Below are 12,917 nucleotides of genomic sequence, written 5' to 3'. Positions count from 1 at the left end.
CCTTGCGGACGCAGGTCGGCATCGTCGGGGCGGGCCCCGCCGGGCTGACCCTCGCCCACCTGCTGCACCTGCAGGGCATCGACTCCGTGGTCATCGAGGCGCGCAGCCGGGCCTATATCGAGTCCCGGGTGCGCGCCGGAGTCCTCGAGGCGCCCTCGGTCGCCCTGCTCCACGAGATCGGTGTGGGCGAACGCTTGGGCCGGGAGGGCCTCGGGCACGAAGGAACGATCCTGCGGTTCAGCCGCCGTTCGCACCGCATCGACTTCACGGCGCTCACCGGATCGATGATCACGGTGTACGGGCAGCAGGAGGTCGTGAAGGACCTGGTGGCCGCGAGGGTTTCGTCGGGTCGGCCGCTGTTCTTCGAGGTCGAGGACGTGTCCCTGATCGACGTCGACGGCGACCGGCCGAGGATCAATTTCGTCCACGAGGATCAAGAACAGACGGTCGAGTGCGACTTCATCGCCGGATGCGACGGCTTCCACGGAATCAGCCGGGGCGCCGTCCCGGCGGGACTGCTCGCCATATTCGAACGGGTGCTTCCCTACGCCTGGCTGGGAATCCTGGCCAGGACCCACCCGTCGACGACGGAGTTGATCTACGCCAACCACGAGGACGGCTTCGCCCTGCACAGCATGCGGACGCCGGAGATCACCCGGCAGTACCTGCAGGTCGAGCCCGGCACCGACCTCGCCGACTGGCCGGACGACCGCATCTGGGCGGAGTTGTCGAAGCGGCTCGCCGACGACGAGGGGTTCCACCTGGAGGAGGGTGAGATCTTCGACAAGGGCATCACTCCGATGCGCTGCTTCGTCGCCGAACCGATGCAGTACGGCGCATTGTTTCTCGTCGGCGACGCGGCCCACATCGTCCCGGCGACAGGGGCGAAGGGCATGAACCTGGCGATCGCCGACGCCAGCACTCTCGCGCACGCCCTGGGCGGGCACTACCTCGGTGCGACCGACGAGCCGCTGCGGGCCTACACCCGCACCTGCCTCGGTAGGGTGTGGCGGGTCCAGCACTTCTCCTCGTGGATGACGTCGATGATGCACCGGGCACCCGACCAGGACGACTTCGACCGCCGTCTGCAGCTGTCGCAGCTCGACTATGTGACGTCGTCCACCGCAGCGGCGACCAGCCTCGCCGAGAACTACGTGGGCATGCCGTTCCCGACCCCGTGGGCATGGACTCGATGACCGGAAGGACCTCCCGAGCATGACCGACGTACACCCGGACTACCTGTACCCGGCCTATGTGTCGACCCGCGCCCGGGCTCCGGGCGAGAAACTGCTCGCTCTGCCGGAGAGCCTCACCGAGCTCACCGGTCCGGTGCTCGGCGCCGACCGGATGGGCAAGGACGACGACGATCTCACCCGCGCACACGGGGCCGAGCCGATCGGCCAGCGGATCGTGGTCGAGGGACGGGTGCTGGACAGCGACGGGCGGGCGGTTCCCCACACTCTGGTGGAGATCTGGCAGGCCAACGCGGCCGGCCGCTACCGGCACGTCGTCGACGACTGGCCCGCGCCGCTCGACCCCAACTTCACCGGCGTGGGCCGCACCCTGACCGATGCCGACGGCCGCTACCGTTTCACCACGATCAAGCCGGGCGCCTATCCGTGGCGCAACCACCACAACGCCTGGCGTCCGGCCCACATCCACTTCTCGCTCTTCGGACGAGCCTTCACCCAGCGGCTCGTCACCCAGATGTACTTCCCCGACGACCCGCTCTTCGCCCAGGACCCGATCTACAACTCGGTGCCCGAAGCCGCGCGGACCCGCATGGTCAGCCGGTTCGATCTCGACCGGACCGAACCGGAGTGGGCGCTCGCGTTCACCTTCGACATCGTGCTCCGCGGACGCGATGCGACCCCGTTCGAGAGCGAGGCGGACGACGAATGAGCGCGCTGCCCCTCACCCCCTCACAGACGGTCGGCCCGTTCCTGCACATCGCGCTCAGCTGGGAGGACGGCCCGTTCGTCGTCCCGGAAGGAACCGCGGGCGCCATCTGGCTACGCGGGCGGATCCTCGACGGGGCCGGCGATCCGGTGCCGGACGGGCTGGTCGAGACGTGGCAGGCCGACGCCGACGGCGGTCTCGATCACATGGTCGATGCGCCCGACGATCGAGCCACCGACAGCTTCCGCGGCTTCGGGCGTTGCCCGACCGGACCACGCGGCGACTGGGCGATGCTGACGCGCAAGCCCGGTGCCGTCCCGGGGACGGACGGGCAACCGCAGGCACCGTACGTCGACGTCTCGGTCTTCGCGCGGGGGCTGCTCAACCGGCTCGTCACCCGCATCTATTTCGCCGACGAGACCGACGCCAACCGGGTGGACCCGGTGCTCCGCTCGGTGCCCGAACGCCGGCGGCACACCGTGCTGGCCGAGCCGACCGGCGACGGCTATCACCTCGACATCCGGCTGCAGGGTGAGCATGAGACCGTCTTCTTCGCCGTCTGAGCCGCCCGCGGCCGGGCTTTTCGACGCGGTTCTCGCCCGCGGTCCGGTGCCTGCACTGGTCAGCGATGCCGCCTGGCTGCAGGCGATGCTCGACGCGGAGGCGGCGCTCGCCCGCGCCGAGGCTGCGGTGGGCATCTTCCCCGCCGCCTACGCCGAAGCCATCGCGACGGCGTGCCACGCCGACCGGTACGACGTCACCCGCCTCAGCGCTGAGGCAGCCGACTCGGGCAATCCGGTGATCCCGCTCGTCCGGGCACTCACTGCGCTCGTCCAGGCGGCGGCCGGCGACGACGCCGCGGGCTGGGTGCACTTCGGCGCCACCAGCCAGGACGTCCTGGACACTGCGACCGGCATCGTCGCCGGCCATGCCGGCACAGCGATCGTGAACGACCTCCGGAACGCCGGCGACGCCGCGGCCCGCCTGGCGCGCGATCACGCGACCACGGTGATGGCCGGCCGGACGCTGCTGCAACAGGCGACGCCGACGACCTTCGGGCTCGCGGCGGCGACCTGGCTGGACGGTCTCGACCGGGCCACCGACGACGTGTGGGCCGCGGTCTCCGCGCTTCCGGTCCAACTTGGTGGCGCGACCGGGACGCTCGCCTCCCTCGGGCCGCACGGTGTCGCGGTGCTCGGCGAATTCGCGCGGCAACTTGGCCTCTCTGAACCCGTCGTGGCCTGGCACACGAGCCGGGTTCCGGTCGCGCGGTTCGCGACCGCTCTCGGCGTCGCGTCCGGTGCGATCGCGAAGGTCGCCGGTGACGTCGTACACCTGGCGCAGACCGAGATCGGCGAGGTGAGCGAAGGGAACCCGGCGCGCGGCGGATCATCCACGATGCCGCACAAGCGGAACCCGGTCGCCGCAGTGTCGGCGTTGGCCGGGGCGCGGCAGGCACCGGGACTGGTGGCGACCCTGCTGGCGTCGATGGAGCAGGAACACCAACGGGCCGCCGGCGCCTGGCACGCCGAGTGGCAGCCGTTGCGGTCGCTGCTGGTGAGCACCGGATCGGCGGCGGCCTGGCTCGCCGACTGCCTGAGCGATCTGCAGGTCGACGCGGCGCGGATGGGCAGCAACCTGGGGCTGACCGGCGGCCTGGTGCTCGGCGAGCGCATCTCGACCGCTCTGCAGCCGGCCGTCGGCCGGCTCGAGGCGCACGACCTCGTCGCTGCGGCATCCCGACGCGCAGTCGAGGAGAACATCGAGTTGCTCGACGTACTGCTCGCGACATCGGAGATCCGGGACCACCTCAAGGAGGACGACTTGCGCCGACTGATGGATCCCGCGACCTACCTTGGCAGCGCCGCGGTCTTCGTCGATCGCGCCGTCGCGCGGCACGAGGCGCTCCGGTGAGCGTGGTCGACGTCCATTTCGCCGTGGACGGTCCGAGCGACGCGCCCGTTGTCGTTCTCTCGCCGAGTCTCGGGACGACGCTGCACATGTGGGACCCGCAGGTGGCCCGCCTGCGCGACCGGTACCGCGTGGTGCGCTACGACCACCGCGGCCACGGGAAATCGCCGGTTCCCAACGGGCCCTACCGGATCGGCGACCTCGGCGGCGATCTCGTGCGGCTGCTCGACACGCTCGGCGTCGAGGCGGCACATGTGTGTGGTCTGTCCCTCGGCGGAATGACCGGCATGTGGGTCGCCGCCCACGAACCCGGCCGGGTGCAGAGCCTCGTGCTGTGCTGTACGTCGCCACACCTCGACCCCGCGGCCTGGGTCCAGCGCGCCGCGGCGGTCCGGTCCGGCGGCACGATCTCCGTCGCCGACACCGTCGTCGACCGGTGGTTCACGCCGCCGTGGGCGGCCGCCCACCCGGAGGCGGTCGACCGGGTCCGGCAGATGATCGTCGCCAGCCCCGACGACGGCTACGCGGCCTGCTGCGACGCGATCCGGACGCTCGACCTCCGCGACGACCTGCCGGCGATCCGCGCGCGGACCCTCGTCGTCGCCGGCGCAGATGATCTCGCGACTCCGCCCGAGCACGGCCGGGCGATCGCCGGACGCATCCCGGATGCCCGGCTCGAGATCCTCTCCTCCGCAGCACATCTCGCCAACATCGAGCAGGCCGAGACCGTCACCGAACTCCTGCTCGACCATCTCTCCGACGAAGGAGCCCGATGAGCGCCGACCCCTATGACGACGGGATGCGGATCCGACGTGAGGTGCTCGGCGAGGAGCACGTGGACCGTGCAGTGGCCGCAACCACGCCGTTCACCGCGCCGTTCCAGGAGATGCTCACCCGTTATGCCTGGGGCGGGGTCTGGGCCAGGCCGGGCCTCGACCGGCGTACCCGCAGCTGCATCACCCTCGCCACGCTCACCGCGTTGCACTGCCGCGACGAGATCGCCCTGCACGTGCGCGCCGCACTGCGCAACGGGCTGACCGCCGACGAGATCTCGGAGGTACTGCTGCATACCGCCGTCTACGCCGGCGTTCCCGCGGCCAACGAGGCGTTCCGCATCGCCCAGGACGTGCTGGCCGACGAAGGCGCGTCGTGACCCTTCGCCCAACCATTCGGCTTGAACGTCAGCCCCAGACCTCCTGCGCGGTCTCGACGATCAGGCGCAGCTTGGCGACCTCCTCGTCGTAGGTCAGCAGGTTGCCCTCCACGGTCGAGGAGAAGCCGCACTGCGGCGAGAGGCACAGCTGCTCGAGGGGCACGTATCGGCTCGCCTCGTCGATGCGGCGCTTGAGGTCGTCCTTGCTCTCGAGCTCGCCGCGCTTCGTCGTCACCAGGCCGAGTACGACGTTCTTGCCCGGCGGGACGAACCGCAGCGGTGAGAAGTCGCCCGAGCGGGCGTCGTCGTACTCGAGGAAGAAGCCGTCGACGGCGAGTTGGGAGAACAGCGCCTCGGCGACGAAGTCGTAGCCGCCCTCGGCGGCCCACGACGACCGGAAGTTGCCCCGGCACATGTGGGTGGTGACGGCCATGTCGGCCGGGCGGTCGCTGATGGCCGCGTTGATCTGGCGGATGTAGCGCTCGTGCAGATGTACGGCGTCCGCGCCGCGGCTCTGCGCCTCCGCGCGCTGCTGCGGGTCGTTGAGGTAGGCGAGGCTGGTGTCGTCGAGCTGCAGGTACCGGCAGCCCAACCCGTAGAGACCTTCGACCTCGGCGGCGTACGCCGCACTGAGATCGGACCAGAAACCCTCTTCGTCGGGGTAGACGTCCGGGTCGATGGCCGCCCGGCCACCGCGGAAATGCACCATGCTCGGCGAGGGGATCGTCAGCTTCGGCGTCACACCGTCCGCCACGGTGTCGCGCAGGAAGGTGAAGTGCTCGCCGAAGATCGGATCGCCGATGCCGAGGCGACCGTCGATGCGCAACGCGGCCGGGGTGAACTCGATCGATCCCGACGCGCTGCGGAAGCGAACGGTCAGGTTGTCCTCGGCGCGGCTGATGCCGTCGATGCCGTAGATGAAGTCCATGTGCCACGAGGAGCGGCGGAATTCGCCGTCGGTGGCCGACCGCAGCCCCACCTCCTGCTGCATGGCGACCACCCGGCGGATCGCGTCGTCCTCGGCCGCGCGCAGCTGGTCGCTCGACACCTCCCCCCGGGCATGACCGGCACGGGCGTCCAGCAGGGGCTGCGGGCGGAGCAGACTGCCGACATGATCGCCTCGGAAGGGCGGGGTGGCGCGGTCGCTCATCGACATCCTCCTTCGTGGGCTCCGCACTGGACGCGGTGCCGTGGATCGAGTCAACTAGAGACTCTCGACCGGTGGACCGGTGCCGGCGCGAACAGGTGGAGGGCTCCGTGGGACTGCTCGACGAATCGACGTGGCACGGGAAGATCTACTCCGATGGCTGGACCGCCGGGTCCGGCACACAGTACCCCGTGGTCTCCCCGTCGACCGGCGAGGAGTTGGGCGTCATGGGCCGGGCGACCCCCGACGACGTCGGCCGGGCCGCGGCCAGGGCCCGCCAAGCGCAGGTCGACTGGGCCGGCCGGCCGTACGCCGAGCGGGCGGCCGTGCTCCGCCGGGCCGGTGACCTCTGGCACCAGCACGCGCCGGAGATCACCGACTGGCTGACCCGGGAGACCGGGGCGATCGCCCCGTTCGCCGGCTTCCAGATCATGACGTCGGCCGAGGAATGCTACGAGGCGGCGGCGCTGGCCTCCGCACCGTACGGCGAACTGCTGCGCTCGGCGCTGCCGCGCCTGTCGATGGCCCGCCGGCTGCCGGTGGGCGTGGTCGGGGTGATCGCGCCGTTCAACGTGCCCACCATCCTGTCCATCCGCGCGGTCGCCCCGGCCCTGGCGCTGGGCAACGCCGTCGTCCTCAAGCCGGATCCGCGCACCGCGGTCAGCGGCGGCGTGCTGCTCGCCCGGCTCTTCGAGGAGGCGGGACTGCCCGCCGGTCTGCTCTCGGTGCTCCCGGGCGGGGTCGATGTCGGCGAGGCGCTCATCGTCGACCCACGGGTGCGGGTGATCGCGTTCACCGGCTCCACCCGCGCCGGGCGCGACGTGGCCGCGCTGGCGGCCCGGCACCTCAAGCGGGTGCATCTCGAACTCGGCGGCAACTCCGCGCTGGTGGTGCTCGACGACGTCGACGTCGAGGCGGCCACCTCGGTCGGCGCGTTCGGGTCGTTCGGGCACCAGGGCCAGGTGTGTATGGCGACCAGCCGCCACCTGGTGCATGCCGACATCGCCGACGACTACGCCGCCGGGCTGGCGAAGCGCGCGGACCGGCTGCCGGTCGGCGACCCGAGCGCCGGCGAGGTCGCTCTCGGCCCGGTGATCGACGAGGGACAGCGGGACAAGATCCACCAGATCGTCACGGCGAGCGTCGAGGCCGGGGCCCGGCTGGCCGCCGGCGGGACCTTCGACCGGCTCTTCTACCGGCCGACCGTGCTCGCCGACGTGCCCGTCACCGCGCCCGCCTACACCGAGGAGATCTTCGGCCCGGTGGCGCCGGTCGTGCCGTTCCGGTCGGTCGACGAGGTCGTCGGTCTGGCGGCCGGGTCGGCGTACGGGCTGTCGCTGGGGATCCTGACGAGGGATGCGATGCGGGGCCTGGCGATCGCCGACCGCATCCCGTCCGGGATCGTCCACATCAACGACCAGACCGTCAACGATGAGGCGACCATCCCGTTCGGCGGCATCAACGACTCCGGCACCGGAGCAAGGCTCGGCGGGACCCAGGCCAACCTCGAGGCGTTCACCGACACCCAGTGGGTGACGATGCGCGGCTCACTTCCGGAGTACCCGTTCTAACCACTCCCGCCGCCCTGCCCAAAACGCACTCCTAGTGCGTTTTGGTCACTCGGTACGGCGTGTCGCCGACCAAAACGCACTCCTAGTGCGTTTTGGTCGGCGGCTCACCGGGCTGCTTACGCGGGTCCCAGGATGATCGTCCAGGAAGCACCCTTGCCGCTCGGGGCATTCGTCGTCGCCGTCTTCCCGCCGTACGTGCCGGTGTTGACCAGCGACGAGGAGTGGCCGAGCAACGAGGTGACGAAGCTGGTTCCGGTGTCGAAGAACGTCGAGTCGGCAGCGACACCGGCCGGCGCGGTCCACGTCGTCGTCGTCGCGGACTTGTCCGTCCAGTACGAGACGGCCAGACTGCCGTTCACGGTCACTGCTGAGCTCGGCGTCGTGTGTGACGCCGTGTTGGAGTCGACCGACTTGGCGGAGCTCTCGATCGTCGCCGCGTCGGCGCCGGAATAGTCGGCGACCGTCACGGAATTCTTGATCGCCGCGCCGAAGTCCACGGGCACGGTGCTCCCTACGTCGCCTGACGTCGCCGCCTTGTAGTAGACGTCCGACTCGAGCGGGCTGCTGACGTCCTTGCCGAGCAGGTGCCAGTCTGCCGGCACCGACGCGGAGGTAGCCGTGTTCGGCCAGGAGACGAACATCAGCAGCGCATCCCCGGCGGCCGTCCCGGCCGGTATTCCGGCGTTGGTCCGGGTGCTCTTGCCACAGGCGGCGACCCCGTTGCTACAGGTCGACGTCGCACCCTTGAACGTGGGTGTGCCGACGGTCTTGCCGGCCGTCACGCGCTTGGTCACGACAGCCGTGGAGCCGTCGTTGTCGGTGACCGTGAGGCTCACGTTGTAGCTGCCCGCCGAACCGAAATCATGGGAGAAGACGGTCGAGTCCGGGTGATGGTCGGTCGTGGATCCGTCACCGAAGTTCCACGCGAAGTCCGTGATCGCACCGTCCGGATCCTTCGAGGCCGATCCGTCGATCGTGCAGGACGTGTTGGTCGTGGAGCAGGTGGCGGTGAAGTCGGCGACCGGCGGCTTGTTGGGCTGGGTCGCGTCGTCGAGCATGAAGAGGCCTCGGCTCGCCCACGTCGTGTCGGTGCTGACCACGTTCGGGGTACCTGCCGCCGCAGTGCCGTTCCAGCCGACGGACGAGAGCTGACCGGTCCCCTTGTCGGCGAAGTACAGCGTGTTGCCCGACAGGAACGCGCCCGCGACGTGCGACCAGTCCTGGCTGTCAGTGGTCTGGAACTCGTCGGAGCTCACGGTGCCCGAGTCCGGCTCGAACCAGCGCCAGAACATGCCGGACTTGCCGGTGAGCGTGTAGTAGAGCCGCCCCTTCGTGTAGAACATCGACGTCACCGACGGGATCTCGGACGAGAAATTGGACATCTGTCCCGTGTAGGTCTGGCCGGACCCCGTGTCGACGTTGTCCCAGAACGGGTCGTGGTAGGGATCGAGCTTGACCTCGGAGCCGACCGTCGAGCCGTTGAACGTCCGCTCGTAGAGGAATCCGTCCCCCTTGCCGTAGACCAGTTCGCCGTTGACCGTGAAGGCACCGCGGATCGATCCCCACGGGATCCCCGTCGACAGCGCGGTGGGCGCGCCGGCGTTCGTCCCGTCGAAGTGGCGGTAGCTGAACCGGTCGACGTCGCCCGCCGGGTGCGTCGGCGCGGGCCCGGTCTGATCGACCTGCAGGCCGTTGACGACGGCGTTATCGGCGCTTCCGTTGGTGAGGTCGACCGTGACCTGTCCGCTGGCCGGGGCGGTGATGTCGTAGGACTTCATCACGCCGGTCTTGTTGCCCACGTCGCCGACGATGTCGTAGTTGGACAGCACCGACTGCCCGTCGATCCCGACGTTGAAGATCCGCTGACCCGCCGACTGGGTGCAGTCGCAGTTGTTCGCGAAGAACAGCTTGACCGTCAGTGGCGTCCCCGGATCGGCGGGGAAGTGGTAGCTGTGCGGAGCCCAGCGTTCGGTGGAGAACAGACCCGACGGTGCGGACGCGGGGAGCGTGCCGCCTCGCGTGCCGTCCCACGGGTCGGCCCAGCCCGCGACGTTGCCGCCGCTACGGAACGGGCCGCCGGTGCCGACCGTGTCACTCGAGTCTGCCAGCCAGTTGGCGGGGCTGCTGTCGGTGGCATTGATCTGCGGGCCGCCGGCATTGAGCCGGTAGATGGGCGCCGGGAAGCTCGTCGGACCCGATTGCTTGACGATCTCGATCCCGTTGATGAGCGGGTTCTCCGTGGCGTGGCTGAAGTCGATGTCGATCTGACCGTCACTGGTCACGGTCTCGTGGCGCATGGTGCCGGTCTGGTCCCCCACGCTCTGGACGATGTCGAAGTTGTTGAGGAATGCCTGTCCGTCGACGGACACGTTCATCACCCGTTGGCCGACCCCACTGGTGCAGCCGCAGCGGTTGGCGAAGAACAGCCGGAGGTCCACCTGGTCGCCGGCGGGAACCGGGAAGGACCAGTGCATCTCCTGTCCATCGCCCTGGCTACCCGGATCCCAACGCTCGCTGTCGAAGATCCCCCGCGGCGTCGAGGACGGCACCGTGCTGTCGACATTCGGTACCGGGTCCCACGAGGCCGTGTTGGTGCCGTTGTTGTGCAGCGGCGACGGGTCGTTCTGGTCAGCCTGCCAATCCGGGCCGTTGTCGGTCGCCCCGATCGTCGGGCCACCGGTATCGACGCGGTAGAGCACGTTCGAGCTGCCGGGACTAGCGAATGCGCCTGCGGTATAGACCCGGCCGGGCAGGGCCGGGGTCGTGTTGGGCGCCAGCGTGTGGCCGCCGGCCAGCGGGAAGAAGGCGACCTTCTTGTGCTGGTACTGGCGGTTGCCGATGTAGTTGGTGTCGCTCCCGACCCACAGTCCGGTCGACGTGGCGAGCAGGGCACGGGCACCGCCGCCGCGCGGGTTGCGACCTGGGTTCCAGGCGAGCGGCAGGCCGCCGACCGTGCTGAGCGCCACGATTCCCGGACGCGGGACCGCGCCGGGGCCGGCGAAGTCGAAGCCCTTCGAGTTGTTGACCCAACGCTGGTGACCGCCGAGGTAGACGGCAGAGTTGGTGATCGCGACGGTCCAGAAGCTGTCCTGGCCCGTGTAATCGGCCCAGGTCGGCCGCACGTTTGCGCCGGTGTCGTTGGTCTCGAACCGGTTGGCGGTGTCGCAGGAGGAGTTGCTGCCGTCGCTGTTGGTACCGCTGCCGCCGGTCGCGGCGACCACGAAGTAGCTCCCGTCCGGCGAGAACTGCACGTCGCGGACGTAGCCGTCGAACGCGTTGGTGAAGCACGCCGCGGTATAGGCCGCGGTGCCCCAGGCGGCGTTGAGACTGGCCGACGATGCGCCGAGATCAAGGCGCGCCACCTGGTCACGTGCGCTTCCCGCGCCCCCCTCGGGGCCGACGCTCGTGAAGTTCCCGACGGCGACCAGGTTTGCGCCGGAGGGGTCGATGTCGAAGGCCTTGACGCCGACCGCACCGTTGGCACAGCCCGTGCCGGTGCAGTTGACACCGAAGTTGTGGTGCCCGGTGAAGGACACGTTGACGTAGTTGGTGGTCTTGCCGGTGTTCGGATCGAGCGAGACGAGCCCGTGGTGGCTCGCGCCGCCGGCCACCGTGAAGTTGCCCCCCACGAAGAGCGTGCCCCTCGACAGCACCAGTTTCGTCACGGCGCTGTTGATGCTGGCCGGCTTCCAGGTCGAGATGACATGGCCGTTGGTGGTGTCGAGCAGAGCGACGCGCATGGCGACGCCGTTGACGGTCGTGAACGACCCGCCGATGTAGACCTGGCCCGCGACGGGGCCGGGGATGATGGTGTCGACCTCGCCGTTCACTGCCGGCACGAACCCGGTGTCGACCACGCCGGTCGACGGGTTGAAGGCCAGGACGTTGTTCCGCGTGATCGTCGTGCCTGGCTGACCGTGCGGGCTCACCGACGTGAAGTCGCCGCCCAGGAAGACCTGGCTTCCGACCTGGCCGATCGAGAAGACGGTTCCGTCATTGACGTCCGGCGTATTCGTCTGTGGGACGGCGTTCACCACCGACGTCTGCGGGGCCTGCACGGCCTGCGCGACACTTGCGGGAAGAAACGCGAACGCCGACGCGATGAGCGCGAGTACGGCGACGACAGCGGTGCGCGCCCTGATCATGTGAGTCTCCCGCGGTGTAGCTGACTGCTGGAACGTGCGACGGCCGGGGTCCGCGCGGAAACCACTGTCAGGTGATGAAGTCTGTCGACCCTGCGCTGGTCGACGGCGCTATTCAACGCACGACGTCACCGACATCGGTTGCCTCCGTCTCTGCATTACTGGGCGGTCGGAAACACACCCAGTGCCAGAGCGGTGCCCCCATTGTTGCCGTGCGGTGTCGAGTGTTACAGAGGAAGCCCGCCCTTGTACGCCAGACAAAAAGATCACAAAGCGCACGCAAACCATCACTGCACGTAGTGCACCCTGACCACGACTCGCAGCTCAACCCACCCATGATCGTGATCGGATTCGGTCGGCGTTTCGCGGCTTTTTCCGATCACGATCATGGAATGTGTGGAGCGGTCAGACGGTAATTAGACGGCGCAGCGGAAGCCCATGTGGCCGGTGGTGCTGTCGGGAGTGTTGGACGTGCGAGCGGCCACCCGGTAGCGGTTGCAGTACGACGCGTGGCACAGGTAGGAGCCGCCGCGGATCACCCGCGCCGTCCCGTCCGGTGGGCCCTGCGGGTCGACCCGGGTCGGTGTCCGCTCTTCGGCGTGCCAGGTGCTGCTCCAGTGGTCGGCGCACCATTCCCACACGTTCCCCGACGTGTTGTACAACCCGAATCCGTTGGGGCGGAAGGACTTGACCGGCGCCGTGCCGAGGTAGCCGTCCTCGACGGTGTTGGCGCGGGGGAAGTCGCCCTGCCAGATGTTGCACCGGTGCGCGCCGCGCGGGGTGAGCTCGCTCCCCCACGGAAAGGGTTGCTGCTCCAGACCGCCGCGGGCGGCGCACTCCCACTCCGCCTCCGTCGGCAGCCGCTTACCCGCCCAGGCGGCGTAGGCGGACGCGTCGTTCCAGGACACGTGCACGACCGGATGCTGCGGCCGCTCGCCGATCCCCGAGCCCGGGCCGTCCGGAGATCTCCAGGTCGCTCCCCCGACCGGGAGCCACCACGGCGCATCACGCACGACCCCGTCCTGGAGCGCCGATCGGGCCTGCGGGGTGACCAGCGCGTGGAAGACGAAGGACCAGCCGAACCGCTCGGCGTC

The 12,917-nt window shown here is 69.5% G+C and carries 10 protein-coding genes; 7 read left to right on the top strand and 3 right to left on the bottom strand.

What is annotated here, in order from left to right; genetic code table 11:
- Nucleotides 1-2: 2 nt before the first annotated feature.
- The 6 genes from VGH85_14890 to pcaC are packed head-to-tail and all read left to right on the top strand — an operon-like array spanning nucleotide 3 to nucleotide 4,963.
- Nucleotides 3-1,196 (top strand): 4-hydroxybenzoate 3-monooxygenase, encoded by a 1,194-nt coding sequence (locus VGH85_14890; GenBank protein ID HEY2175090.1) that lies wholly within the window; start codon nucleotides 3-5, stop codon nucleotides 1,194-1,196.
- 19 nt (nucleotides 1,197-1,215) lie between these two features.
- Nucleotides 1,216-1,902 (top strand): protocatechuate 3,4-dioxygenase subunit beta, encoded by a 687-nt coding sequence (gene pcaH, locus VGH85_14885; GenBank protein ID HEY2175089.1) that lies wholly within the window; start codon nucleotides 1,216-1,218, stop codon nucleotides 1,900-1,902.
- On the top strand, nucleotides 1,899-2,462 hold the full coding sequence (gene pcaG, locus VGH85_14880) for a protocatechuate 3,4-dioxygenase subunit alpha (protein HEY2175088.1): 564 nt from the start codon (nucleotides 1,899-1,901) through the stop codon (nucleotides 2,460-2,462). The genes pcaH and pcaG overlap by 4 nt, the downstream gene beginning before the upstream one ends.
- Entirely contained in the window at nucleotides 2,437-3,813 is a 1,377-nt protein-coding gene (gene pcaB, locus VGH85_14875; protein HEY2175087.1) for a 3-carboxy-cis,cis-muconate cycloisomerase, read from the top strand. Before pcaG ends, pcaB begins: the two co-directional genes overlap by 26 nt.
- Nucleotides 3,810-4,586 carry a 3-oxoadipate enol-lactonase gene (gene pcaD, locus VGH85_14870; protein HEY2175086.1) on the top strand — a complete coding sequence of 259 codons (777 nt, stop codon included), beginning with the start codon at nucleotides 3,810-3,812 and terminating at the stop codon, nucleotides 4,584-4,586. The genes pcaB and pcaD overlap by 4 nt, the downstream gene beginning before the upstream one ends.
- Complete coding sequence (gene pcaC / locus VGH85_14865; GenBank protein HEY2175085.1) at nucleotides 4,583-4,963, top strand: 4-carboxymuconolactone decarboxylase; 381 nt, start codon at nucleotides 4,583-4,585, stop codon at nucleotides 4,961-4,963. The genes pcaD and pcaC overlap by 4 nt, the downstream gene beginning before the upstream one ends.
- A gap of 28 nt (nucleotides 4,964-4,991) precedes the next feature.
- Here the strand turns inward: pcaC and VGH85_14860 are convergent, their stop codons facing one another.
- Entirely contained in the window at nucleotides 4,992-6,113 is a 1,122-nt protein-coding gene (locus VGH85_14860; protein ID HEY2175084.1) for a 5-methyltetrahydropteroyltriglutamate--homocysteine S-methyltransferase, read from the bottom strand.
- Nucleotides 6,114-6,256: 143 nt separating this feature from the next.
- Between VGH85_14860 and VGH85_14855 the strand changes: the two genes are divergently transcribed.
- The gene (locus tag VGH85_14855; protein HEY2175083.1) at nucleotides 6,257-7,681 is read left to right on the top strand and encodes a benzaldehyde dehydrogenase; all 1,425 of its coding nucleotides are present in this window, start codon (nucleotides 6,257-6,259) and stop codon (nucleotides 7,679-7,681) included.
- A 116-nt stretch (nucleotides 7,682-7,797) separates the two neighbouring features.
- Here the strand turns inward: VGH85_14855 and VGH85_14850 are convergent, their stop codons facing one another.
- Both VGH85_14850 and VGH85_14845 read right to left on the bottom strand, forming a co-directional pair.
- Nucleotides 7,798-11,826, bottom strand: coding sequence for a malectin domain-containing carbohydrate-binding protein (locus VGH85_14850; protein ID HEY2175082.1), 4,029 nt, complete (start codon nucleotides 11,824-11,826; stop codon nucleotides 7,798-7,800).
- A gap of 413 nt (nucleotides 11,827-12,239) precedes the next feature.
- Nucleotides 12,240-12,917: formylglycine-generating enzyme family protein (locus tag VGH85_14845; GenBank protein ID HEY2175081.1), on the bottom strand; the 678-nt coding region annotated here is incomplete at its 5' end.

Source organism: Mycobacteriales bacterium (assembly GCA_036497565.1).
GTDB lineage: Bacteria > Actinomycetota > Actinomycetes > Mycobacteriales > QHCD01 > DASXJE01.
The sequence above is the reverse complement of the archived record's forward strand: the minus strand, read 5'-3'. Positions and strand labels throughout refer to the sequence as shown.